The organism is Streptococcus sp. ELY_125 (assembly GCF_058314535.1).
Window position 1 is genome coordinate 1 of the sequence record NZ_JBZFUM010000018.1, and the last position, 22,977, is coordinate 22,977.

The following is a 22,977-nucleotide window of genomic DNA, read 5'->3' on the forward strand; positions in this document are numbered from 1 at the left end:
TAATCTGGCTTTTCTTTGTGAAACATGGCCTTACCTCACAAACTGTTTTCTTTTAGTATACTCCTAAACAGAGCAAAAAGCTCTTAGAAATGTAATTCCAAGAGCTTTGTCTTCAGTCTGAAAGGCAGGTCATTGAACCTGCCTTTTTTATTACTTAAATATTATTTATAGAAAATTACTTAAAGCCACGCATCTCAGAATATTTTCTAATTTTTTCTCCTAAATAACTTTCAGGATGTCTTTGTAAGTAATGTTGACTCCTATAAATAAGACTATCACCATTCTTCATTTTTATATGTTCTAAAATAAGCGGCCTTAAGATTTCCTTATCCCCGATTTTCAAATAATTTAGAATTTCATTACCGTACTGATATTTTTTGACATAGCCTAGATAATTACCTTGCCAATGAGAGTCATCTTCTCGAAAACTTTGAAAACTACTTAAGGAATTCAGTAGCTTTTCTGATAATTCCAAAATATAAGTTGCATACAAAGCATCTATATCTTCATACTCAAAATATTGTTCTGTATATTTGCCAAGTATTTCATCAACGTTATCCTTATTGAGACTATTAAGTAAATCACTATCCCATAATTTACCACTGACTATACTCTTTATTTCATCTGATTCAATGCCACCTTGATATCTACGCATTTCTTGCTGAATTGAAATAATTGATTCTAAACTTTGATACGTACTATTATCTTGAACATATTGTTCCTTATAACCGTAATAGCTCCTCCCATCAATAAACGTATCAATTTTTTCTTTTAAAATATCATAATAAAAACCATTCAGGTAGTCATTGATAAATGCTAATTTATTGTTGAATTTCTGTTCACTCTTTGCCCGTTCGTCATAATATTTCCAAAATAAAGTGTCAACATTTATAGCTTTTTCTCTAGCTCGAAAAATTCCTGTCATAAACAATTCAAAGTGTTCTTCAAAGAGAATGTTGTATACTTCTCTGACATCAACTACCTCTAATCTAATTTTTTCAAATTCAATATTAAGCGGCATATAGCCCAAAACTATTCTCCAAAGATTTTCATCATATTTCTCAAAAAGAATATCTAAAATAATCATTGATGATAAAAAAGATTTTAATTTCCAATGTTCAAAATCATTACCAAAACAAATTTCGTCATAAGATTCAAACATTAGATTACGCTCTATATAACTATTTTTTTCATTATCGCCTAACCCCATTTTTGTTCCATATTCATCTAATTTACAATTATTTAAAACATCTTCAATTGCATTAGGAGTATAAAGATAACGATTCTTTGAGGTCACCTTTCCCCTTCTAATAAGACTAATCAATGGAGCATTATTTGAAGAAATTTCTTTATTAGTAAGCTTTTTATATTTCTTTTTTATACTTTTATCCTGCCCCGTAAGCCAATAAAATTCTCTAGAAGGTCTTAACTTTCGTTCTGAATTTATAATCTTAATTGTAGAATCTAATCTTAATGAAGCACAATCAATAAAATATTGCTTTGTTCTCTTAAAATTCATATTTCCTCTATTAAAAAGTGGTATTTTTTAGCCTGTTTTTTATAAAAAACACCTAAATTATACCACTTTTTTGTAGATATAATGTAATTATCCCTAATAAAGGGAAATTTTTAAGTCCTAATCGATGCGCATCAAATGGACGGATAGAAACTCAAACATAGCTACATCTATAGATGATTTCTGTGTTCATAGTTTCGCCGTTTCTTTGGTGTGCTTTTTCGTGCCCTTATTCGGCTGGCTAGTGTGTTTCTAATCTGTCCAAGGACGGAAAGGAACACGTTATGGCTAATAAAGTCAAAAACAAACGAAACGCAAACATTACTAAAGCTGTTAAAGCTGGTGACTGGTCTAGTGTAGATAAATTGCTCAGTCAGCCATTTGAAAATCTGAAACGTAAAGACAGGGATTACGGTTTATCTAGCCTCAATGCTGAAGTTAGAACTGAGGGAGAAGCTACAGAAGTTATAGATTTATATGCTGACAATACTTTCAATCCAATTGAAGAGTTGCTAGTAAAAGAGCGGAACGAATATCTTTATGAAGCTCTCTCAAAACTTACAGAAGATGACCGCCACATTTTCTTAGAGATGACTTTAAGTAGCGCTTCTGCTCTTCAGTTAACACGGGAAACTAAATATAAAAGTCATAAGACTGTTCTAAGCCATTATCAAAAGGCTCTGGATACATTAAAAGAAGAACTAAAAACTTATTTTTAATTTTTTTAGACAGGAATTACCAATTTCCTGTCTTTTTTCTCCTTATAGATGAGGAGGAAAAAATTATGACCTAATCAATAGTCCAGCTCATGACTAAAACCGAGCTATAGACTACTCTAACGCAATACAAAATGAAAGATATGAGGTAACTCACATGAAAACACGTAACCGTAAAACTGGCTATTCTGCTAATACTGCTAAAGAATACATTGACAACAAACAGGCTATTCACTGCCTTAGTACCGAACTAGAATCACAGTTAAAGTTTGAAGATAATCAGCCTACCGGTGAAATCATTGCCTATAAGGCTTGGTTCTCTCAAAAAGGACTCCCTCCTTTCCAAGTAAAATTTGAGTCAGAAATTGACTTGCCTAGCTATATGGCTATGGTTGAATTTGACACTCTTGAAGCTTGTGAAGTTGGCTTTAATGTTTATTTCCGTGCTCAAAACATCAAGGAGATTAAATAATGACTAAGAGAGAATTAGAACAATACCTACTTCAATCCCTGAATATGGGACTTGGAGCGCTGATGCAAGGTGAGACTAGCTATACAAACAGCTTCGACACCAAAATTATGCCTGATGGGTTCCTATTTATTCCACGGCTTCCAGCAGGTTATATCATTGATGATGACTTGTATCAAAAAATCTTCCTGATTGCCAATGCATCACTTTACCCACGCTATACCCTGCTCAAACAGAACTCTGCCTATTTCATGGCACTTGATACGGATGATATTCATGTACAACGTGGACTATTCTTTCCTTGGAAAAAAGGCGTTTCTGAGCGTTTAGTTATCTCAGACCTAGAGGAATTTGCTGGGGGACAAGATAAATATATCTTGCCTATCATGAAGAATCTATCTCTTAACTATAACAAGGTCACTTCACTAGCTATCGCTGGGAATAGTGGTTCGGGTAAGTCCTATGCGCTCACGTACTTCCTGAGCTTACTCAAAAACTTCTCAGAGCTTATCATTGTTGACCCTAAGTTTGATACTCCCTCACGCTGGGCACGTGAGAATGGCATTGCCGTAATTCATCCTCAAAAGAATCGTTCTAAATCAGATTTTGTCAGTGAAATCAATGAGAATCTTAGTTCTTGCTTGGGACTCATTCAGCAACGGCAAGAAATTTTGTACGACAATCCTGAACATCAATTTGCTCATCTCACTATTGTTATTGATGAAGTCCTAGCTTTATCGGAAGGGATCAATAAAACGATAAAAGACTCTTTCTTCTCTCTACTTTCACAGATTGCACTCCTTGGTCGTGCGACTCGTGTTCACCTTCTTCTGGTTAGTCAACGTTTTGACCATAATACCATCCCTGTTTCAGTCCGTGAACAGCTTAATGTTCTCATTCAGATTGGTAATATCAATAAAAAAACGACACAGTTCTTATTTCCTGACCTTGACCCTGAAGGCATTGTTATTCCGATTGGCAAAGGAACAGGCCTCATTCAAATCATTGATAATGAACACCCTTATCAGGTACTTCCCCTTCTTTGTCCTACTTATTACACCAAGAAAGGTATTTTGTAGCTATGAAAAAAAGCTTCTTTCAACGAACATATAACCTCGTTAATAACCTACTTCTATTGGGATTCCTCAGTGTGGTTATTAGTCTGGCTATGAGTTATCTCAGCTTCTTAATTGGAGAAATAACTATATCAAGCCTCACAAATGAAATCAGTCTCATTCAATCAAAGCTAAATATAACTGAATATTACACCAGCTTTTTAGGTGCTCTGCTAGTAATTAGTGCTATCTTTTTGATAAATACAGAACTACTGGAGCGTTTCTTGCGTGATTCTATTCTGAATTATTTCAAGTCCATCTATCAAACGATACGCTTGCGGCACTTCTTGAAACAGGATGAAAAATCTGAATCAGTTATTACCGTTGATAATCAGACGACTATTACAAAGTTCAATCCAATTCTCAAGAACTTCAATAAAACCGTCAACAAGTGTACTGTAGATGTCCGAAAAGAATCCGTCTCAGTCTTTATCAAGTATCCCAGCACTCAGCAAGCACAGCAGTTACTAGGAGAAATGGAAGCTCATATCAAAGAAGAAATTTCAAGCAGAAATCCTAATTACTACTTCTCTTCTCCAAGTAGGGAAGGTAATAAGCTCTGGTTCAAAGGTGCTAGAAGATAAACTAAAGGCGGTACTTGGCTCACAAGGTGAAAGCCAAAAGTACCGCCTTTTAAAATCTATCAAAGTCATGTAATGGGGCTACTACGACCCCCATTACATCAATAATCAGTAATCACTATTACCAAACTACTGGCAAACATCTCCTAATAGATAAGACCAATAGAAATGAGGTGACTGCCTTTGGCAAAAGATAAACGTTCTAACAAATGGACATTTCTACTCTATAAAGAAAGCGCTCCTGACAATTATTTGAATATTCTTGAAGAAATGCACATTCCATTTGTTCTAAGTCCTTGGCATGACAAAGATATCAATAAAGAGACTGGGGAATTTAAAAAAGCTCACAAACACGGTGCTCTGTTCTTTGATTCTTTAAAAAGCTATTCCCAAGTTTCTGAATTATTGACCAGTAAGTTAAACACACCAGCTCATGTAGAAATTGTGATGAGCCCTAAGGGAATGTATGACTATTTTATACATGCGGAAAATCCTGACAAAACTCGCTACAACATTGAAGATATTGAATCAGGCTGTGGCTTTGAGTTGGATAAGTTTCTTATTGATAACAATAGTGATGAATTTCTCTCGTCTGTCATCGATATTATTGAGGATCATAACTTCACGGAATTTAATAACCTAGTCAGATACGCACATCAAGAAGACAAGATGTTACTAAATCTCATTGTAGATAAGACCTACTTCTTTGCCAAATATCTTGATTCACGAAGACATAGCACTAACAATGAAAGGAAAACGGATGATTAACATTGTAGATAAAGATGACCTTATGGTATTAACAGGGTATTCACAAAGTCAGTGTAAAAAATTGATTCGCAAAGCAAAAATCAAATTAGTTTCTGATGGATTCTCTTGGTATGATAATAAGCGTGTTGGACGCGTTCCAATCAAGACTATAGAAGACATACTCGGCTTTAAGTTATCTTATAAAAATGGTATAATTCATGATGTACTTCAAAATGCTGGTCTACATGATACAGGAGAACAGCAATGACAGTTACAAAACAAAAAAAACGGAAAATGGTCTGTAGATATCAGTGATGGTTTTAGTCATTTGACAGGCGAGCGTGTCCGTCACCGTAAAAAAGGGTTCAAAACTCGTAAGGAAGCTGAACAGTATGAAGCAGATTACAGGCTTAATCATCTTCATAAGAACAAGCCTAATGATAAAATAAGTATCAATTACCTCTATTCTCTGGTCCGTCAAGAAGACCAACTAAGGGGAAATAAAAGAGGAACAGTTGATACTCAAGAATCCTATTATAACCAGTATGTTTCTAAATTTTTCGCTAATGCTGATATGAGACTTGTTACCATTAACGATATTAAAGAATATCGTGATTGGCTTGTTCAGATACCCAGTGTAAAAGGTGGAACGTTATCTAATACTCATATCAATCAACAGATGATATTCCTGCATAAATTGTTTGATGTTGCAATTGCAAAGCGATTTAGGAATGACAACCCTTGTAACGGTCTTAAAAGACTACCTGAACAACACAAGGAAATGTCCTACTATACTCCTGAGCAATTCAAACTATTTGATAGTCTCTTTAATGAGGAAGAATATCGCTATCAATTACTCTATCGAGTATTAATGTATACAGGTGCACGCCTTGGAGAAGCCTTGGCTCTCACTTGGAAGAATGTGAATTTCACTGAAAATTATATCGATATAACACATAGTGCTTATTATCGAAAAAATCAAGTTCACATTGGAACGGTTAAAACAACTCAATCAAGAAGACGCATCTATATACATTCTGCTTTTGCTACTGAGTTACAAAACTGGAAAGAGAAACAAGGAAATCTTCTTTCAGAATTTACGGATGACCTTGATAGCTTACAAATCTTTCAAGATTCTCCTGAAGTTCTGACATCATCTAATGTTACTAACTTCAGGACAAGATTCAAAAAGAGACTACCTAAGAATCTTAAAATGATTCGTAATCATGATTTCAGACATTCTCATGCAGCTTTCCTAAGCAGTCAAGGACTACGGAATGGAGAAGGAAAAGATTATATCTTTTTCACCCTCATGAAACGTTTGGGGCATTCATCCATTAACACAACTATCAATGTTTACTCTCACCTTTTCCCATCTCAACAAAAAGAGGTAGCCAATGCTTTTGACAGCTTCTAAAAAGTGGTCACAATTGGTCACCACCCAAAAAATAAAAGGGTCTAAACCCTTGATACGAAAGGAAACTATTAATCTTATGATGAATATGCAAAACATGATGAAGCAAGCCCAAAAACTGCAAAAACAGATGGAACAAAAACAAGGCGAGCTAGCTGCCCAAGAATTTATCGGCAAGTCAGCTCAAGATCTAGTTGTTGCAACTTTTACAGGCGATAAAAAATTAGTCTCTATTGACTTTCAAGAAGCCGTCGTTGATCCGGAAGATCTTGAAACCCTATCTGATATGACAACCCAAGCTGTCAATGATGCGCTGACTCAAATTGATGAAGCAACCAAGAAATCGATGGGAGCTTTCGCTGGTAAATTGCCGTTTTAAAAAGAATCGCTTGGATATTTTTCCAAGCGCTTTTTTAATCTTATCAACCGATTTTATTGGGTGATATAGATCTCCATATTAAAAATCTTAGTTAGGATATAAAAAGTAAGTCCATTGAGCAAAACCAGCGCTCCCACGATCATCAGCGTTAATTCAACACCAATTAACATCACACCTGTACTCTGTGAAATCATTAGAGTCACTAAGGGCAGAACCAATAACATAGAAACTGACTGAGCTGACTTGCTGGTTTTGATATACTGGGAGACCCCTAAGACCAAAAAACTCGATAACATCACAAGCAAAGGAGAAACCAAGAGTCCGCTCATTAACCAAGTCATATTAGGAAAAAGCAACTGCTTAAAGATATGATAGCCCATCACATCGACAACCACAGCATAAACGAACATGGCCATCCAAGTCACTAAAATAGCTGGAATCATAGAGGCTAGCATTTTCCCAATGATAAGATTACGGGTACTGATAGGGGTGCTGAGCAAGCCTTCCAAGGTCTTATGTTCCTTTTCTCCAATAAAGCTAAAACTAGCCATCAAATTGGAAAAAATAATCGGTAGCATCATAAAAAGAGGAAGCATAAAAAATACCAAGATGGCATAAAGTGGTGCTAGCTGACTATCAATAGTCTTGGGAAGAATTGACATCGGGAGATGATCAATGAAACTCTTCATACCATTGATAGAGCTAAGGAGAGCTTCGTTGGTTCCAAGCGATAACAATAATCCGGGAAGGATAAGGCTAAAGAGTAGAGGGAGAAAAATGAAAAGCCCTAGAATACTCTTATCTGAGAAAAAATCCTGCAAATCCTTACGGACAATTACTAGAATTTGTCTCTTATTCATCTTTTGCACCTCCTATGACCTCTAAATAAAGGTCGGTTAAACTAACAGATTCACGGACTAGGCTATAGAGTTGACAGCCTTGAGTCGTCAAATCTCGCACTAGGTGAGGAATCCCCTGACGTGTGATGTTTTTAACAAGGAGATAGCCCTTTTCAGCAGATGCTTCACCATATAGTTGAGCTAGTGTCTTCCCTATTGCTAATGGTTCCACTTCCAAGTGCAAGGGCTGCCCATCATCATAACTAGCTAGTAGGGGTTGCAAGTCCCCAGCTAATAAAATCTTTCCTTCTGACATAATAGCCACCTCATCTACTATCTCCTCTAAGCCGTGTAACTGGTGTGTACACATCAAAACGGTCGTTCCACGACTGGCAACGAGTTCCTTTAAGTAACTGAGGAAAGATTCTACCATTTGCGGATCTAATCCTGTAGTAGGTTCATCCAAAATCAAAAGCTTTGGCTGATGTAAAATCGCTCTAGCTAGAGCAGCTTTCTGGCGATTTCCTTTGCTGAGTTTCCCAACTGGTTCGTCCAGATAAGTCTCTAAATCCAAGCGTTCCACCACTTCACTGATCGCTTGTTCAATATCAGAATCATCAAGACCATAAAGCTGACCCCAGATTCTTAGATTTTCTTTGACAGATAGCTGCTCGTAGAGGTTGCCGTCATTTTGAACCCCAATATGCTTTAATAAATCAGCACGATTCCTTGTTGTTAGTGATTCCCCAAAAAGCTCAATCCTTCCGCTATCTGCTTTTAGCATTCCTAAAATAGTCCGTATCAAGGTAGTTTTCCCTGTCCCATTAGGACCTAAGAGGGCAACAATGCGACCCGCTTCTATATTTAATTCAACACCCTTAAGTACCGACTTATGTTTGAAATTTTTTGTTACTTGTTGACAGCTTAAAATGGGTTTTATCATTAGTCCACCTCCTTAGCCAATTCTAAGCAAAACGATTTTTGCTGGCAATGAGGGCAGGTTAGTTTTCGTGTCCTCGGTGTATGCGAAGCGAAAATAAAGGCTTTAAGCGAAACATTAAAGATTCGATGACAGTTCGGGCATAGATAAACGACGCGTCGATGATATCCGTACATAATCCCTGTCACGATGAAAAAAATGATTGGTAAAGCAAGCACAATCGTCCATTCATAGTTGCTACCATCAACAAAACTTGCATAGACAATGGTAACTGCCATCATCAGCACTAGACTGCCCCATAATTGCCATTGCAATCGACGCCAGTGTTTTTGATTTTTCATGCTTAGCGAAATGTCTGAAAGAGCTTTAAGAGACTGATTATCCTGTTTCTTCTTAAGCCTGTCAAGCAAATTGACAGCAGTGTCAAGTTTGCCCTGTCTATCGCTGATTTCTGCCTTTAGCTCTGTAATACGGTCGTTTAATAGCATCTGCAAGATCTGACTGACATTATCTTCAACCAAAACCTTTTTAATGTCTTCAATGGAAAAATCCATCTCCCTTAGAAAACAAATCAGTTTGAGCTGTTCAGCATCATGTTCTGTGTAGATGCGACGCCCACCTTCGGTTAATTGCGACGGTTTCAAAATGCCACGTTGATCGTAATATTGCACTGTCCGCACCGAAACACCAACCAACTTAGCTAATTCACCAGTCGAATAAGTCTGAGACATCTCTTTTATCTCCTTATATAAGATACAAAGGGCCGGTTCGCTGGACCAAAATCTCATAGGAGATCGACGACATGTGCTTAACACACGAGGAGGTCGATCTTTTTCCCGAGGAAATTAGGCCCGTGTTTAAGTTACTAAGATACAAGGGGCGACCGCGGATCAAGCCAAGCTGAACTTTCTTCCATTTACCCCTTGTTCTCCTATATCCTAGCAAATGACGCTGCGTTACATGCAAGCCAAAACATCACTTTTTTAGTATTTATTAATCGAATAAATCCCCCAAAGCTGCAAACGGATTGTCGCCATGCGCTTCTTCCTGCTGACTAAGGTAATCCTTGTTACTATCCAGTTCTAAAAAGGCTTTGTAAACACGCGCCGTCATTCGAGCATCCTCTAAGCTATCATGCCCACGTCCCTTGATACCCAAAAAGTCAGCTACACTTGTTAATTTAAGATTGACAATACCGTTTAAATCAGTCGAACGGCGCTCATAAGCCTCATCAAAAATATCAAGGGCATACTGCTTACTCAAATCCAAATCATTCTCAGCCAGAATGGGCAGGTCTGATTTTTCAGCATTATAGCCGATCAAGGGGAGCTCACCGATAAATGATTTAAATTCAGCCAGAACTACTTCTAACTTTGGTGCTGAGGCAATCTTATCTGCTGTAATCCCTGTTAAACCATTAATAAAACTTTGCAAAGGTACATCCGTATACACATAACGATCAAAATGACTGACCTCCTCATGATTTAGGATCCTCACGGCCGATATTTGAATAATATGACTGACATCCTCTACCCTATTAAATTCTAGATCAAAAGCAATATAAGCGTCTAATTTTTTCATGATATATCCTTCTTTTCAATAAAAAAACTGTCCTAAGACAGCCTCTGTATTTTCAATTACTTGCCACCAAACACCCGAGCAAAAAATCCTTTCTTTTGTGCACGAGCTTGCTGAATTTGAATCTCTTCAACTTGTGTACGAGCCTCATCCAATTCCAATTTAAGATTTTCACTGTCCTGCATAGCCGTTAAAGTCAGCTGTTGCTGCTGATCCAGCTGCTTATCTTTCTGGGCAATCTGGACATCCTTGATACTGAGCTGCTCATTCATAGAAGACAGCTGAACATCTTTGGCTTTAAGCTGATTATAGAGACGCTCAATTTCAGCATTCTTCTCATCAACCAAGATTTCCATTAACTCGCGCTGCTTAGTTTCTTCACTAACAGGTTCATCTTCAAAAATCGTCTTCTTATAGATTTCCTCGAGCTTAATTAAACCGTCGCGATTGACAACTGTAACGCCCTTCTCATTTTTATCGACAAACTCCTCAGGCAGAGTCTTGACACGATTATTTACTGCTTGGCGACTGACACCAAGAATTTCAGCTAATTCGCTGACAGTCTTTTCAATAGCCATAAAGTCCTCTTTTTATCCGAAAATTCTTATAAAATAGTATCATAATAGGCCTTTACTGTCAATCTACAGGGAATCCCCCCACAAGTACGCAAAGAAAATAGACATCATAAGATGTCATTGTGCGCATTTCAGCGTGAAAATTAATGGACAAAATAAAAGGTTGTTTTCTGAAAAGTTAGTCTCTAGTATTTTTATTTCTATCTACTTAACTATGCTTACCTCTGTAAGATAGGATAATATGGGTAGTTGATAGATTTGAACTAGTTGCTCCTTTTCAGCAATTTTACTAAAATTTAGATAACAACTCATCCAACTATTAACATTAACAGTAATCATCAAAACTGGTTCCAGCAACAATCCCATGCTATAATAAAGCTATGACACATTATCACACAATTATTATCGGAGGGGGACCAGCCGGTATGATGGCAGCCATTGCCAGCAGTTACTACGGCTTCTCCACCCTCCTGATTGAAAAGAATAAGCGCTTGGGTAAAAAATTAGCAGGAACTGGTGGCGGCCGCTGCAACGTTACTAATAGTGGAAACCTAGATGATCTCATGGCTGGTATCCCAGGCAATGGCCGCTTCCTCTACAGCGTCTTTGCCCAGTTTGATAATCACGATATTATTAACTTTTTCAAAGATAATGGGGTTGCCCTCAAGGAGGAGGACCACGGTCGGATGTTCCCTACGACCAATAAGTCACGCACCATCATCCAAGCCTTGGAGGATAAAATAAAGGAGTTAGGCGGCCGCATTTTGACTGAAACTGAGGTCGTATCTGTCAAAAAGGATCATGATCGCTTTGTACTTAAATCAGCCGATCAGTCCCTTACTTGCGATAAACTCATCGTCACAACGGGAGGTAAATCCTATCCGTCAACAGGATCGACTGGGTTTGGTCACGACATTGCCAGACACTTTAAGCTGGAGGTTACGCCCTTAGAAGCAGCTGAAAGTCCGCTATTAACTGATTTTCCTCACAAACTACTGCAGGGGATTTCTCTGGACGATGTCAATCTCACCTATGACAAGCACAGTATCACCCATGATTTACTCTTCACTCACTTTGGTTTATCTGGCCCAGCCGCCTTGAGACTCTCGAGCTTTGTCTCGGGTGGCGAAACCGCCCACTTGGATCTTTTGCCAGCTATGAATCAAGAGCAGCTGAGCGCCTTTCTTGAGAAAAATCGTGAAAAAACCATTAAAAATGCTCTTAAACTACTACTCCCTGAGCGACTAGCAGAATTTCTAGCACAGGATCAGCCAGACAAAGTTAAACAGCTCAACCCTAAAAAACTAGAATCCTTATTGACATCTATCAAGGATATGCCCATCAAAATAACGGGTAAAATGTCCCTAACCAAATCCTTTGTCACCAAAGGCGGGGTAAACCTCAAAGAGATTAGTCCTAAAACCCTTGAAAGCAAAAAAGTAGCAGGACTACACTTTGCTGGAGAAGTTCTCGATATCAATGCTCATACTGGAGGCTTTAACATCACTGCTGCCCTCTGTACCGGTTGGGTTGCCGGTAGTCCCCACTACTAGAGAACAGTATGACTACCTTCTTAAACAAGTATGATATTAAGTTTTCTAACAGTTTTTCTTAAGTATGCTTTTAGTGATTTTGATTATAATTATCTCATAATTCTTCTTATTTAACCCTTTGCAGCCCTAGCGGCTGCTTTTTCTTCTATTTTGATACAAGCCTTTCCCCTATTTCAAATTTAAAAAGAGTGGCTGAGTCAGTCACCCATTTTTTCTATAAAATTTCTTTTAATCGGTCAATATCTTCTTGCGTCGTTGACCAGCTGGTTGCCAGGCGAATTACCGTGTGATCATCGTCATATTTTTCCCAAAAGCTATAGACCACTTTTTTTGCTAAGGTCTTAAGCTGCTCATTTTCCACAATGACAAACTGCTGATTAGTTGGTGATTCATAATAGAACTGATAACCTTTTTCTCTCAGTATAGTTTTAAGCTGTTCTGCATAATTAAGGGCTTCTTGACCAATCTTGAGATAAAGATTATTCGTAAAGAATTGATCAAACTGCACACTAATCACGCGCCCCTTGGCAAGAAGCGCACCGTGTTGTTTGACTTGGGTTGCAAAGTGCTTAGGCTGATTATTGCTGGTAAAGACTACTGCTTCACCCAGCAAAGCCCCCAATTTAGTTCCACCGATATAAAAGACATCAGCTAACTCTGCTAAAGCAGGTAAGTCCACATCATTTTCCTTAGCTGCCAGACCGTAGCCCAAACGAGCACCGTCAATAAACAATGGCAACTCATGTACTTGGCAAACTTGGCTCAGCTCCTGCAATTCTTTATAAGTATAAAGAGCACCGTATTCAGTCGGCTGAGAAATGTAGACCATACCCGGAAATACCATGTGCTCGTGATTGCCATCAGCATAGAAATCTTCTAGAAAATGCTTGACATCACTAGCCCTAATTTTCCCATGCTCCTGCGGTAACTCCAAAACTTTATGCCCTGTGAATTCAATAGCACCAGCCTCATGGGTCGCAATATGACCTGTTCGGGCGGCAAGGACACCCTCATAGGGAGCAAGGACTGTATCGATAACGATCTGATTAGTCTGTGTACCACCGGTTAAAAAGGTCACCTGCGCTTCTGGACAGCCACTAGCCTCTCTGATTTTCTGAGTTGCCAATTCTGTGTAACTATCCAGACCATAACCGGTTAGATTCTTCTCATTAGTTTCTAATAAAGCTTCCAGCAACTTAGGGTGTGCTCCTTCATTATAGTCGTTTTCAAAATGAAGCATAGATCCTCCTTCCTAAATATCTGAAAAATCATAGAGCTGTGGATACTGGCCACACTCTGGATTTTGGGGATGGCAAATTTCACGACCAAAGAGAATCATCGCTTGATGGGCTGGCAGCCATTCTTCTCGCGGGAGCACTTCCATGACACGCTTTTCGACTTCAAGCGGTGTTGCCGATTTTTTAACAATCTCATGGTGTTTACAAATGCGCTCAACATGGGTATCTACCGCAAATGCTGGAATACCAAACCCCACACTCATGACCACATTAGCTGTTTTTCGCCCCACTCCTGCCAAGTTCTCCAACTCCTTACGAGTCTGAGGTACCATACCACCAAAGTTGTCAACCAATTGCTGGGCACACTTTTGCATGTACTTGGCCTTATTACGATAAAGACCCAAGCGTGAGATGTATTGGGATAGGTTCGCTTCACTAGCCTGAGCCATGGCTTGTGGTGTCGGATAAGCTTCAAAAAGGGCTGGTGTCACCTTATTAACCGCTGCATCAGTCGTTTGAGCTGACAACAAAACAGCTATCAACAATTCAAAATTATTCTTAAAATTCAAACTGGGCTTAGCATCAGGATACAAGGCAATAATTTCCTCAATAACCTTGCGCGCCCGCTTTTTAGATAAAACCATATCACTACTCTTTTCTACCTTAGTTATTATAGCATGAGTGATCAATCATCATTGCGCTTAAACTATCCACCGTAGCAAGGCAAGGCTGACGATACCAGTAAGAACCGCATACAGAAGATTCTTTGTCCGAACAGCAACAAAAAGTGTCGGTAGGCTAGCCAAAATTTCTAAACTATTTAGTATAGGAAGACGGCCGGTCCTCTCTGTGACCAAACTTGATAAAGTCAAAGCAAATAAAATAGTCACAGGTAGGTACCTTAAAAAACGGACAACAAGATCAGGAAGGCCACGATACTTAACTAGAATAAAAGGAGCTATGCGCGGAAGCCAAGTTACTACAAACCCCAACAAAATAGCTGCCAAAACATCATCAGTGAGCTGCATCCAACATCACCCCCACACTACAACCCACCAAGGTTGCTAGTAAAACAGCTAGAGACTCAGAAACCAGTAAGACCAAAAGGAAGTAGGAAACAGCAACAGCTAAAAGAACAAGTGCTAGTTTCCTTACTCCTGACGGTAGCATGGCTTCAAGTTGAAAAACTAAGAGACCGATAAACATAGCTATCAAGGCAAAATCTAACCCCAGCAGCTCGGGATTAGGAATAAAACTCCCCATTAAGGCACCTGCTACACTTGCCAAAATCCAAGCTAAGTAACTAAGAAGATTATTTCCGTGCATCCAATTCGCTGTAATATCTTTATTGTGAACAACTTCCCCCAAAAGGACGCCATAGCTTTCATCAGTAATTAAACTAGCTATCAAAAGATTTTGAATAAAAGGTGTCCGAGTGAATATAGTGGTTGCGTGTAGACTCATTAGCATGTTGCGCAAGTTGATCAAAAAGACCGTCACTGTAATCGTCAGTAAATCAGCCTGAGCAGCCAGCATGGCTACCATAGCGAATTGAGCCGAACCACCATAAACCAACAAACTCATCAATCCTACCTCTAGAATTGACAAACCAGCCGAGGCAGCAACCACGCCAAACGCAATTCCGATCGAGACATAGCCTAATGCTGTTGGTAAAGCAGCTTTGACACCTTCCCTAAATCCTTTTTCTCGCATATCATGCTTCTTTCAATTTTTTGAAATTTTTATCATTATAACAAATCAAAAATGCCAAAACAAGCGCTTTGACATCTACTTAATCCATCGTTTCAAAGGCAAGACTTGGTTTAGCATTGAGAGACAACTCGCCCCTATGCCCCTTTTCAAACTCAACTGCGGCCGCTAAGGCAATCATTCCAGCATTATCACCGCAAAGGCGCAAAGGAGGGATATTCACCTTAACATCCTTGATTTCCTGAGCTATCCGCTCGCGCAGCCCCTGATTAGCAGCAACACCGCCTGCAACGATTAAGGTCTCAACAGGGTACTGCACCAAAGCCTTCTTAGTCTTTACCATAAGAATATCTAAAACTGCCGCCTGAAAGGACGCTGCTAAATCCTCTAACACCAGATCTTCTCCCTTTTGTCGGGCATTGTGATGGAGATTGATAAAGGCTGACTTCAGTCCAGAAAATGAAAATTCCAAATTGTCCTCCCTGATCATGGCCCGTGGAAAGTCATAGATATCCTGTCCCTTGTGGGCTAAGTCATCAATCTCTCGACCAGCTGGATACGTCAAGCCCATGACACGCCCTACCTTGTCGTAAGCTTCACCAACAGCATCATCTCTGGTTTCCCCTATGATCTTATAGTCACCAGGTTCTTTGACATAAACTAGCTCTGTATGTCCACCAGACACCAAAAGCGCCATAAGTGGGTAGGATAGGGGGCCTGACTCACGCGCCGCCATGAGATGTCCTGCCATATGATTAACTGGAATTAAAGGAAGGCTGTTTGCCCAGGCAAAAGCTTTAGCTGCAGCCATTCCTACTAAAAGGGCACCAACCAAACCTGGGCCATAGGTCACAGCCACCGCATCTAAGTCTTCAGCCTTAAGACCAGCTTCGGCTAACGCATCCTTGATACAAAGGGTAATCACTTCGACATGATGGCGACTGGCCACCTCAGGCACTACACCCCCAAAACGCTTATGGCTTTCCACCTGACTCGCAATGATATTGCTGAGGAGCTCATCATCATTTTTCAAAACGGCCACACTGGTCTCATCGCAGGAAGACTCAATAGCTAAAATATATCTATTCTTTGTCATATTTATAAACCTCCAGACTGCCTATTGTTCCTTAAAATCACTTCGACGTATTCAACAGGCCCTATTTTTTAATACTTAGGTCTTAATCTTCTGCCAGACGCTGCATAATCAAAGCATCTTCCACAGGATGATGATAATAATCCTTGCGTCGAGCCACCTCTTTAAAGCCAAATTTTTGGTAGAGTTCCTGAGCCGGCCTATTAGACGCGCGTACCTCTAAAAAAATTGTCTCCGGCCTATGAATGATTTCTTCCAGCAGACGGCTGGCTAATCCTTGACCTTGATAGTTTGATTTTACAGCAATATTAGTTAATTCTAACTCGCCGACCAGATTTTGAATAGACATAAAGCCTATAATAGCCTGATCTTCGTAGACATAAAAATAGTCCGTATTATCCTGCTTCAGGTCTGTCAACACTTGCTGCAAGGTCCATGGTGATTGTTCATAAACATCACTTAGAATATCAAAAACAGCCTGAGCTAATTCTTCCTGTTTCATCTACACACGTTTAACATAATCACCAGGATCCGTATCCTGATGGGTCTTAAGCCAGGTTTCTTCTGCTTCTACTCGCTTCAAATAATCGGGGATAAAAGCATCGACATCCGCTGCCGATAAAGCTCTTCCTACCCGAGCAATGAGCCGAGCCGAAGGTAAACTAGGCACAAGCTTAGCCCAAGGTATGGTATCTTTAATTTGTGATTGAAAAGCTTCCACTTCCCCCACAAAAGTGACATTAGGATACTCTTTAACAAACGCCAAAACATCAGACAAACTGCTATGGCGTTCTTTAGTGACTGAGTGTCCCTCCAGATAAAAACCGGCATAAACGTTATTGCGTCTAGCATCTATCAATGGAACAATCAAACCCTCCTCATCAAGATCTGTTAAGGCTAGCAAGCTAGAAACACCAACCAGATCGATATTCAATGTGTAAGCTAAGGTCTTAGCCGTTGCAACAGCCACTCTCAACCCCGTATAAGAGCCTGGCCCCTGAGCAACCGCAACCCGATCTAAATCACTAGGTTTCCAGCCAGCTTGGGCCATTAAAAAATCAATTGTCGGCATCAGGCTGATACTATGATTCTTTTTAACCGTCAAGGATAGGTCAGCCACCAACTGATCATCTTCCATCAGAGCTACTGACAAAGCCTGATTGGAGGTATCAAAAGCTAATAATTTCATCATTTCCCCTTGTCAATTTCCTTCCTATTTTAACATAAATTAGAAGGCTTAGCACCCAAGACAACCCTATCTTTCTTAATCCTTTTTACTAATCCCTCACTTTATGGTATAATTTTGGTAGTTATAACGATTCAGGTCAAATCTATTACTCTATACAATTTCATAAAAAGCAATCAAAGTGAACCAGCTTTTTTCTGTCTTCTTTGATTGCTTTCATTTAGGTTTGCCTGACCAATCAGAAAGGATAATCATGATCTATAAAGTTTTTTATCAAGAAACAACCGACCGCAGCCCAAGACGTGAAACAACTCAGGCCCTCTATCTTAGCATTGATGCCAAGGATGAATTAGAGGGACATATCAAGGCTCGAAAATTAGTAGAAGCAAATACAGACTATAACATTGAATTTATTGAACTACTATCTGATAAACACCTTGAATACGAACAAGAGACAGATGCCTTTGAATTAACGGAGTTTTAATATGTCAAACATCAATCTGAAACCCGAAGAAGTTGGGGTTTATGCTATTGGTGGACTTGGCGAAATCGGTAAGAACACCTATGGAATCGAATATCAAGATGAAATTATTATTGTTGATGCCGGCATTAAATTCCCAGAGGATGACCTTCTAGGTATCGACTACGTTATCCCCGACTATTCCTATATTGTCGAAAATGTTAATCGCATCAAAGCCTTAGTTATCACTCACGGGCATGAGGATCACATAGGTGGTATCCCCTTCCTACTTAAACAGGCTAATGTCCCTATTTACGCAGGCCCTCTGGCTTTAGCTTTGATTCGCGGTAAACTCGAAGAACACGGTCTCCTGCGTGAAGCCAAGCTCTACGAAATCAATGACAATACAGAGTTGACCTTCAAAAATCTTAAGGTCACCTTTTTCCGTACGACCCACTCGATTCCAGAACCCCTTGGAATTGTGATCCATACACCACAAGGAAAAATTGTCTGCACCGGTGACTTTAAATTCGACTTTACCCCAGTAGGAGAACCAGCGGACCTGCATCGAATGGCTGCCCTCGGTGAGGATGGTGTCCTCTGCCTTCTCTCTGATTCTACTAACGCCGAGATTCCAACCTTCACCAACTCAGAAAAAGTTGTCGGCCAATCCATTATGAAGATCATTGAAGGTATTCATGGACGTATTATTTTCGCTTCTTTTGCTTCCAATATCTTCCGGCTTCAACAGGCTGCTGAAGCTGCAGTTAAGACTGGGCGTAAAATTGCAGTTTTTGGCCGCTCCATGGAAAAAGCTATTGCCAATGGGATTGAACTTGGCTACATTAAGGTTCCAAAAGATACTTTCATTGAACCTAATGAAATTAAGGATTATCACGCTAGTGAAATTTTAATTATGTGTACAGGTAGTCAAGGAGAATCCATGGCTGCTCTAGCTCGTATCGCCAACGGAACTCACAGGCAGGTCACCCTGCAGCCTGGAGATACTGTAATCTTCTCGTCCAGTCCAATTCCGGGTAATACAACCAGCGTTAATAAATTGATCAATACCATCCAAGAAGCTGGCGTCGATGTTATCCATGGTAAAATCAATAATATTCATACTTCTGGACACGGTGGCCAGCAGGAGCAGAAACTTATGCTCCGCCTCATCAAACCTAAATTCTTCATGCCCGTTCACGGTGAATATCGTATGCAAAAAGTACACGCAGGCCTCGCTGAAGATACAGGTGTTCCACGTGACAATATCTTTATCATGGAAAACGGTGATGTTCTTGCTCTTACTGAGGATTCAGCTCGGCGTGCTGGTCACTTCAACGCCCAAGATATTTACGTTGATGGTAACGGTATTGGCGATATCGGAACAGCTGTTTTACGCGACCGTCGCGATTTATCAGAGGATGGTGTTGTTCTAGCAGTAGCTACTGTTGATTTCAAGAGCAAAATGATTTTAGCAGGTCCAGATATTCTCAGTCGTGGTTTTGTCTATATGCGTGAATCAGGAGACCTCATCCGTCAGGGACAGCGCATCCTCTTCAACGCTATTCGCATCGCCCTTAAAAATAAAGACGCTAGCATCCAAAGCGTTAATGGTGCTATCGTCAATGCTCTGCGTCCTTTCTTATATGAACAGACCGAACGTGAACCAATTATTATTCCAATGGTCCTAACACCTGATAATGATAACTAGCTCAATAAGATACTGAGCAAAAAGTGGTTGGGAGTAAGACTATACGAATGCGATGAACACTGTTCATTTTATTCCTACTCCCCTAATTTTATAGAAAAGGCTGTTGCTTATCACTACAGATACCAACTAACAATAACAGTATTAAGTGTTGATTGGCCTCTCCATTGCGGAAGAAAACGGCCAAGATAACAGTCTTGAATTTTAATTTCTTTTTTATCACAAAAAGCCTTGCTAAGATGGTTGTTTAGCAAGGCTTTATCTTTTTTATTTTTTATCAAGATAGATTGTAAAATAAAGTGCAACAAAAAAACTCATAGAGCCTCAATCGTGTAAACTATAAGTAACCACACTAAACAGTACACGAGAGGAATCTATGAGCTACCACCATATTACCATAACTGAACGTATTAAGATAGAGGCTTACTTAGAATTAGGACTGAAGCCCAGCCATATTGCTTCAAAATTAGGCGTCAATAGGTCTACCATTTTTAGGGAATTGAAGAGGTGTCAGGGAAACTACTCAGCTTCCATAGCCCAAAAGCACTATGATTTTCGTGCTAAACGCAAAGGGAGAAAATCTATTTGTACACCAGAGCTCAAAGGTCGAAAAGTTAGGTATTGATTTTTACTTCGCAGACGCCTACTCCTCTTGGCAAAGAGGGAGTAACGAGAATTCAAATGGGCTACTTAGAGAATACTTTCCCAAGAAAACTGACTTATCCTTGATAAGCGATGAGGAATTGTATTCAGCTTTAGTTGAAATTAACCAACGCCCACGAAAATGTTTAGGTTACAGAACAGCTTTTGAGGCACTGTTGAATGAGTTTTAAAAAAGTTGCACTTATTATTGCAATTCATCTCAAGCATTAGGATAAATATAACTAACAGAACCAGGTGTCACACTGTTATTAGGATCGAACCAACCGCGATAGTTGCCGATTTCCTGCTGATCCTTATAGTTTGATTCAAGAACTTGAATTTGTCCATCAGCACTAACATCTGTAACATAAGCTACATGGCCATAGCCACCGTCAGTCCAGCAAACGATAGATCCAACTTGAGGTGCTGAACCTACAGTATAACCATCATTCGCCGCACTGCTAGCCCAGTCACCACCATTACCCCACCAGTCTCCGGCCCAACCAGTCAACTGTTTTACACCCCACGTACACTGACCAACAGGGTAGGTATTGACAGCCGTATCCACTGATGCAACAGACCCCTGATCTGCTGCAGGGGCAGCTGCATCTGTTGCAGGCGCTGCAGCTTCTGCTGGGGCTGCTACACCAGCCACTTCAACAGTCTGTCCTGGAAGAATCGTACTTGAAATAGTCATCCCGTTATTAGCTGCTAGTTGATAAGGATCCATACCGTGCTGTTCTGCAATGCTAAAGAAACTATCACCATTTTGAACAGCGTAAGTCTCAGCGTGAGCTACTTGACCAGCCAGACCAACTAATACAGCTGTTGCAGCAAAAAGGCTAGCAGTTGTTAATTTTTTATTCATGTTTATTCCCTCTCATCAGTACTATAATCTCAGCAAAAGAGCCTTAGCAGACAGGCTCAGTACTCTTTAACTGGGTTATGTGATTAGTTTAACAGAAAAAAATAACAACTCCATTAACTCCCAATTAAGAAACATCGTTATTCTAATGACATTCCTCTTGAAATTTGTTATTTTTTTAATCAAAATGACATATAAAAAGAGTTGAAACACAAATGCCCCAACCCTGAACTTTTTCCTTAAGGATCAATATAAATCTAAATAGTTGTCAACTTCCCATTGAGAGACAAAAGCTGCATAGCTAGACCACTCCAAACGCTTGGCCTCTACAAAGTTAGGATAAATATGATCTCCAAGAGCGGCCTTAACAACATCATCTTCCTGCAAGGCCTTAACCGCATTGTGCAAAGTAGAAGGCAAGTCACGGATTCCCGCTGCCTGACGTTCCTCCTCTGTCATCACGTAGATATTGGACTCGACTGGCTCTGGCGCTTCGATCTTATTTTCAATACCATCAAGACCAGATTCAAGTAAAACAGCTAAAGCAAGATAAGGATTAGCTGTTGGATCAACTGAGCGCAACTCTAAACGCGTCCCCATTCCGCGTGAAGCTGGAACACGAATTAATGGAGACCGATTTTGCCCTGCCCAAGCGATATATACCGGTGCCTCATAACCGGGAACCAAGCGTTTGTAAGAGTTAACTGTAGGATTGACAATAGCCGTGTAATTATAGGCATGCTCCATCAAACCGCCTAGGAAGTAATAGGCATTTTGGGAAAGCTGCATGCCTCTTGGATCTTCAGGATCAAAGAAGGCATTTTGACCATCCGCATTGAAGAGAGACATGTTACAATGCATCCCAGATCCATTAATACCAAATTTAGGCTTAGCCATAAAGGTCGCATAGAGACCGTGCTTACGCGCAATCGTCTTAACCACTAGCTTGAAAATTTGGATGTGGTCACAAGCCTGCAGCACATCACTGTATTTGAAATCAATCTCATGCTGGCCAACAGCTACCTCATGGTGGCTAGCCTCTACTTCAAATCCCATTTGGGTCAGAACATTAACAATTTCACGGCGCGTATTGTCTGCTAAATCAGTTGGAGCAAGATCGAAATAACCACCTTTATCATTAACTTCAAGTGTTGGATTTCCCATACTATCCATTTTGAATAGGAAAAACTCCGGCTCAGGCCCTAAATTAAAGGATTTGAACCCCAACTCTTCCATGTGACGAAGGGCACGTTTTAAATTACCGCGAGGATCACCTGCAAAAGGTTCACCTTGAGCAGTATAGATATCACAAATCAGACCTGCAACAGCCCCATTTTCCCCTCCCCAAGGAAAAACGGTCCAGGTATTAAGATCCGGGTAAAGATACATGTCTGACTCATTGATGCGGACAAACCCCTCAATAGATGAACCGTCAAACATAGCCTTATTAGACAGAACCTTATCAAGCTGCTCATCAGTAGCAGGTATCTCTACATTTTTCATTGTTCCTGCAATATCTGAGAACATTAAACGCAAGAAAGTAACATTTTTCTCTTTGACTTCGCGACGGATATCATCTGCTGTGATTGCCATGACGGCCTCCTTTTTCTAATTTCCATAGAAGACAAAAACGTAAAGCCCCTGTCTCCTAAA

The 22,977-nt window shown here is 39.8% G+C and carries 25 protein-coding genes and 2 pseudogenes; 12 read left to right on the forward strand and 15 right to left on the reverse strand.

What is annotated here, in order from left to right; translation table 11 throughout:
* Positions 1–175 precede the first annotated feature (175 nt).
* On the reverse strand, positions 176–1,519 hold the full coding sequence (locus tag AC4HAL_RS07805) for a hypothetical protein (RefSeq protein WP_491093703.1): 1,344 nt from the start codon (positions 1,517–1,519) through the stop codon (positions 176–178).
* A gap of 281 nt (positions 1,520–1,800) precedes the next feature.
* On the opposite strand from AC4HAL_RS07805, the gene AC4HAL_RS07810 reads away from it, so the two are divergent.
* The 8 genes and pseudogenes from AC4HAL_RS07810 (at position 1,801) to AC4HAL_RS07845 (ending at position 6,937) form a co-directional block, all read left to right on the forward strand.
* Entirely contained in the window at positions 1,801–2,235 is a 435-nt protein-coding gene (locus AC4HAL_RS07810) for an RNA polymerase sigma factor (RefSeq protein WP_491093704.1), read from the forward strand.
* A 154-nt stretch (positions 2,236–2,389) separates the two neighbouring features.
* A complete protein-coding gene (locus AC4HAL_RS07815) occupies positions 2,390–2,704 on the forward strand; it encodes a hypothetical protein (RefSeq protein ID WP_491093705.1) in 315 nt (104 codons plus the stop codon).
* Positions 2,704–3,780, forward strand: coding sequence for an ATP-binding protein (locus AC4HAL_RS07820; protein ID WP_491093706.1), 1,077 nt, complete (start codon positions 2,704–2,706; stop codon positions 3,778–3,780). The genes AC4HAL_RS07815 and AC4HAL_RS07820 overlap by 1 nt, the downstream gene beginning before the upstream one ends.
* 2 nt (positions 3,781–3,782) lie before the next feature.
* On the forward strand, positions 3,783–4,400 hold the full coding sequence (locus AC4HAL_RS07825; RefSeq protein WP_491093707.1) for a hypothetical protein: 618 nt from the start codon (positions 3,783–3,785) through the stop codon (positions 4,398–4,400).
* 180 nt (positions 4,401–4,580) lie between these two features.
* Positions 4,581–5,165, forward strand: coding sequence for a replication protein (locus AC4HAL_RS07830; protein WP_491093708.1), 585 nt, complete (start codon positions 4,581–4,583; stop codon positions 5,163–5,165).
* Positions 5,158–5,412 (forward strand): DUF3173 family protein, encoded by a 255-nt coding sequence (locus AC4HAL_RS07835; RefSeq protein ID WP_003089397.1) that lies wholly within the window; start codon positions 5,158–5,160, stop codon positions 5,410–5,412. Before AC4HAL_RS07830 ends, AC4HAL_RS07835 begins: the two co-directional genes overlap by 8 nt.
* Positions 5,409–6,561: pseudogene (locus tag AC4HAL_RS07840) on the forward strand (site-specific integrase). Before AC4HAL_RS07835 ends, AC4HAL_RS07840 begins: the two are co-directional and overlap by 4 nt.
* Positions 6,562–6,637: 76 nt before the next feature.
* Positions 6,638–6,937, forward strand: coding sequence for a YbaB/EbfC family nucleoid-associated protein (locus tag AC4HAL_RS07845; RefSeq protein ID WP_491093709.1), 300 nt, complete (start codon positions 6,638–6,640; stop codon positions 6,935–6,937).
* Positions 6,938–6,990: 53 nt separating this feature from the next.
* On the opposite strand, the gene AC4HAL_RS07850 is transcribed toward AC4HAL_RS07845, so the two are convergent.
* The 5 genes from AC4HAL_RS07850 to AC4HAL_RS07870 all read right to left on the reverse strand — a co-directional run bounded on the left by AC4HAL_RS07850 (position 6,991) and on the right by AC4HAL_RS07870 (position 10,872).
* Entirely contained in the window at positions 6,991–7,797 is an 807-nt protein-coding gene (locus AC4HAL_RS07850; RefSeq protein WP_491093710.1) for an ABC transporter permease subunit, read from the reverse strand.
* Entirely contained in the window at positions 7,790–8,719 is a 930-nt protein-coding gene (locus tag AC4HAL_RS07855; RefSeq protein WP_491093711.1) for an ABC transporter ATP-binding protein, read from the reverse strand. Before AC4HAL_RS07855 ends, AC4HAL_RS07850 begins: the two co-directional genes overlap by 8 nt.
* Entirely contained in the window at positions 8,719–9,447 is a 729-nt protein-coding gene (locus AC4HAL_RS07860) for a MerR family transcriptional regulator (protein ID WP_491093712.1), read from the reverse strand. Before AC4HAL_RS07860 ends, AC4HAL_RS07855 begins: the two co-directional genes overlap by 1 nt.
* Before the next feature lie 262 nt (positions 9,448–9,709).
* Positions 9,710–10,297 (reverse strand): 3'-5' exonuclease, encoded by a 588-nt coding sequence (locus tag AC4HAL_RS07865; RefSeq protein ID WP_491093713.1) that lies wholly within the window; start codon positions 10,295–10,297, stop codon positions 9,710–9,712.
* Between the two features lie 56 nt (positions 10,298–10,353).
* Positions 10,354–10,872 carry a DUF536 domain-containing protein gene (locus tag AC4HAL_RS07870; protein WP_447451813.1) on the reverse strand — a complete coding sequence of 173 codons (519 nt, stop codon included), beginning with the start codon at positions 10,870–10,872 and terminating at the stop codon, positions 10,354–10,356.
* A 377-nt stretch (positions 10,873–11,249) separates the two neighbouring features.
* Here AC4HAL_RS07870 and aao point away from each other — a divergent pair, with 377 nt between their 5' ends.
* A complete protein-coding gene (aao, locus tag AC4HAL_RS07875) occupies positions 11,250–12,422 on the forward strand; it encodes an aminoacetone oxidase (RefSeq protein ID WP_491093714.1) in 1,173 nt (390 codons plus the stop codon).
* Between the two features lie 214 nt (positions 12,423–12,636).
* Here the strand turns inward: aao and AC4HAL_RS07880 are convergent, their stop codons facing one another.
* The 7 genes from AC4HAL_RS07880 to tsaB all read right to left on the reverse strand — a co-directional run bounded on the left by AC4HAL_RS07880 (position 12,637) and on the right by tsaB (position 17,652).
* Positions 12,637–13,662, reverse strand: a complete 1,026-nt coding sequence (locus AC4HAL_RS07880) for a threonine aldolase family protein (protein WP_491093715.1) — start codon at positions 13,660–13,662, stop codon at positions 12,637–12,639.
* Between the two features lie 12 nt (positions 13,663–13,674).
* Positions 13,675–14,304, reverse strand: a complete 630-nt coding sequence (gene nth / locus AC4HAL_RS07885) for an endonuclease III (RefSeq protein ID WP_491093716.1) — start codon at positions 14,302–14,304, stop codon at positions 13,675–13,677.
* Positions 14,305–14,361: 57 nt separating this feature from the next.
* On the reverse strand, positions 14,362–14,688 hold the full coding sequence (locus tag AC4HAL_RS07890) for an AzlD domain-containing protein (RefSeq protein WP_447451809.1): 327 nt from the start codon (positions 14,686–14,688) through the stop codon (positions 14,362–14,364).
* Complete coding sequence (locus AC4HAL_RS07895) at positions 14,675–15,373, reverse strand: AzlC family ABC transporter permease (protein WP_491093717.1); 699 nt, start codon at positions 15,371–15,373, stop codon at positions 14,675–14,677. Before AC4HAL_RS07895 ends, AC4HAL_RS07890 begins: the two co-directional genes overlap by 14 nt.
* Positions 15,374–15,452: 79 nt before the next feature.
* Positions 15,453–16,466, reverse strand: coding sequence for a tRNA (adenosine(37)-N6)-threonylcarbamoyltransferase complex transferase subunit TsaD (gene tsaD, locus AC4HAL_RS07900; RefSeq protein ID WP_491093718.1), 1,014 nt, complete (start codon positions 16,464–16,466; stop codon positions 15,453–15,455).
* Positions 16,467–16,548: 82 nt separating this feature from the next.
* A complete protein-coding gene (gene rimI, locus AC4HAL_RS07905; RefSeq protein ID WP_491093719.1) occupies positions 16,549–16,965 on the reverse strand; it encodes a ribosomal protein S18-alanine N-acetyltransferase in 417 nt (138 codons plus the stop codon).
* Positions 16,966–17,652 carry a tRNA (adenosine(37)-N6)-threonylcarbamoyltransferase complex dimerization subunit type 1 TsaB gene (tsaB, locus tag AC4HAL_RS07910; protein WP_491093740.1) on the reverse strand — a complete coding sequence of 229 codons (687 nt, stop codon included), beginning with the start codon at positions 17,650–17,652 and terminating at the stop codon, positions 16,966–16,968.
* A 250-nt stretch (positions 17,653–17,902) separates the two neighbouring features.
* Between tsaB and AC4HAL_RS07915 the strand changes: the two genes are divergently transcribed.
* The 3 genes and pseudogenes from AC4HAL_RS07915 (at position 17,903) to AC4HAL_RS07925 (ending at position 20,650) form a co-directional block, all read left to right on the forward strand.
* Positions 17,903–18,133: a DNA-dependent RNA polymerase subunit epsilon gene (locus tag AC4HAL_RS07915; protein ID WP_447451805.1), complete on the forward strand. Its 231-nt coding sequence runs from the start codon at positions 17,903–17,905 to the stop codon at positions 18,131–18,133.
* Between the two features lies 1 nt (position 18,134).
* A complete protein-coding gene (rnjA, locus tag AC4HAL_RS07920) occupies positions 18,135–19,820 on the forward strand; it encodes a ribonuclease J1 (protein WP_447451804.1) in 1,686 nt (561 codons plus the stop codon).
* 373 nt (positions 19,821–20,193) lie between these two features.
* Positions 20,194–20,650 (forward strand): annotated as a pseudogene (locus AC4HAL_RS07925) (IS30 family transposase).
* Between the two features lie 29 nt (positions 20,651–20,679).
* Here AC4HAL_RS07925 and AC4HAL_RS07930 read toward each other — a convergent pair.
* Positions 20,680–21,327 carry a COG3942 and LysM peptidoglycan-binding domain-containing protein gene (locus AC4HAL_RS07930; protein WP_491093720.1) on the reverse strand — a complete coding sequence of 216 codons (648 nt, stop codon included), beginning with the start codon at positions 21,325–21,327 and terminating at the stop codon, positions 20,680–20,682.
* A gap of 243 nt (positions 21,328–21,570) precedes the next feature.
* On the reverse strand, positions 21,571–22,917 hold the full coding sequence (gene glnA, locus AC4HAL_RS07935; RefSeq protein WP_447451802.1) for a type I glutamate--ammonia ligase: 1,347 nt from the start codon (positions 22,915–22,917) through the stop codon (positions 21,571–21,573).
* Between the last annotated feature and the right edge of the window lie 60 nt (positions 22,918–22,977).

Coding starts and splice junctions, on each gene's coding strand:
- tsaB (WP_491093740.1), bottom strand. CDS start 17,652: ATGAAATTATTAGCTTTTGATACCTCCAATCAGGCTTTGTCAGTAGCT.
- AC4HAL_RS07915 (WP_447451805.1), top strand. CDS start 17,903: ATGATCTATAAAGTTTTTTATCAAGAAACAACCGACCGCAGCCCAAGA.
- AC4HAL_RS07850 (WP_491093710.1), bottom strand. CDS start 7,797: ATGAATAAGAGACAAATTCTAGTAATTGTCCGTAAGGATTTGCAGGAT.
- AC4HAL_RS07855 (WP_491093711.1), bottom strand. CDS start 8,719: ATGATAAAACCCATTTTAAGCTGTCAACAAGTAACAAAAAATTTCAAA.
- AC4HAL_RS07870 (WP_447451813.1), bottom strand. CDS start 10,872: ATGGCTATTGAAAAGACTGTCAGCGAATTAGCTGAAATTCTTGGTGTC.
- AC4HAL_RS07815 (WP_491093705.1), top strand. CDS start 2,390: ATGAAAACACGTAACCGTAAAACTGGCTATTCTGCTAATACTGCTAAA.
- AC4HAL_RS07845 (WP_491093709.1), top strand. CDS start 6,638: ATGATGAATATGCAAAACATGATGAAGCAAGCCCAAAAACTGCAAAAA.
- AC4HAL_RS07860 (WP_491093712.1), bottom strand. CDS start 9,447: ATGTCTCAGACTTATTCGACTGGTGAATTAGCTAAGTTGGTTGGTGTT.
- AC4HAL_RS07890 (WP_447451809.1), bottom strand. CDS start 14,688: ATGCAGCTCACTGATGATGTTTTGGCAGCTATTTTGTTGGGGTTTGTA.
- rimI (WP_491093719.1), bottom strand. CDS start 16,965: ATGAAACAGGAAGAATTAGCTCAGGCTGTTTTTGATATTCTAAGTGAT.
- AC4HAL_RS07895 (WP_491093717.1), bottom strand. CDS start 15,373: ATGCGAGAAAAAGGATTTAGGGAAGGTGTCAAAGCTGCTTTACCAACA.
- AC4HAL_RS07805 (WP_491093703.1), bottom strand. CDS start 1,519: ATGAATTTTAAGAGAACAAAGCAATATTTTATTGATTGTGCTTCATTA.
- AC4HAL_RS07880 (WP_491093715.1), bottom strand. CDS start 13,662: ATGCTTCATTTTGAAAACGACTATAATGAAGGAGCACACCCTAAGTTG.
- AC4HAL_RS07835 (WP_003089397.1), top strand. CDS start 5,158: ATGATTAACATTGTAGATAAAGATGACCTTATGGTATTAACAGGGTAT.
- AC4HAL_RS07825 (WP_491093707.1), top strand. CDS start 3,783: ATGAAAAAAAGCTTCTTTCAACGAACATATAACCTCGTTAATAACCTA.
- rnjA (WP_447451804.1), top strand. CDS start 18,135: ATGTCAAACATCAATCTGAAACCCGAAGAAGTTGGGGTTTATGCTATT.
- AC4HAL_RS07865 (WP_491093713.1), bottom strand. CDS start 10,297: ATGAAAAAATTAGACGCTTATATTGCTTTTGATCTAGAATTTAATAGG.
- nth (WP_491093716.1), bottom strand. CDS start 14,304: ATGGTTTTATCTAAAAAGCGGGCGCGCAAGGTTATTGAGGAAATTATT.
- AC4HAL_RS07810 (WP_491093704.1), top strand. CDS start 1,801: ATGGCTAATAAAGTCAAAAACAAACGAAACGCAAACATTACTAAAGCT.
- AC4HAL_RS07820 (WP_491093706.1), top strand. CDS start 2,704: ATGACTAAGAGAGAATTAGAACAATACCTACTTCAATCCCTGAATATG.
- aao (WP_491093714.1), top strand. CDS start 11,250: ATGACACATTATCACACAATTATTATCGGAGGGGGACCAGCCGGTATG.
- tsaD (WP_491093718.1), bottom strand. CDS start 16,466: ATGACAAAGAATAGATATATTTTAGCTATTGAGTCTTCCTGCGATGAG.
- glnA (WP_447451802.1), bottom strand. CDS start 22,917: ATGGCAATCACAGCAGATGATATCCGTCGCGAAGTCAAAGAGAAAAAT.
- AC4HAL_RS07930 (WP_491093720.1), bottom strand. CDS start 21,327: ATGAATAAAAAATTAACAACTGCTAGCCTTTTTGCTGCAACAGCTGTA.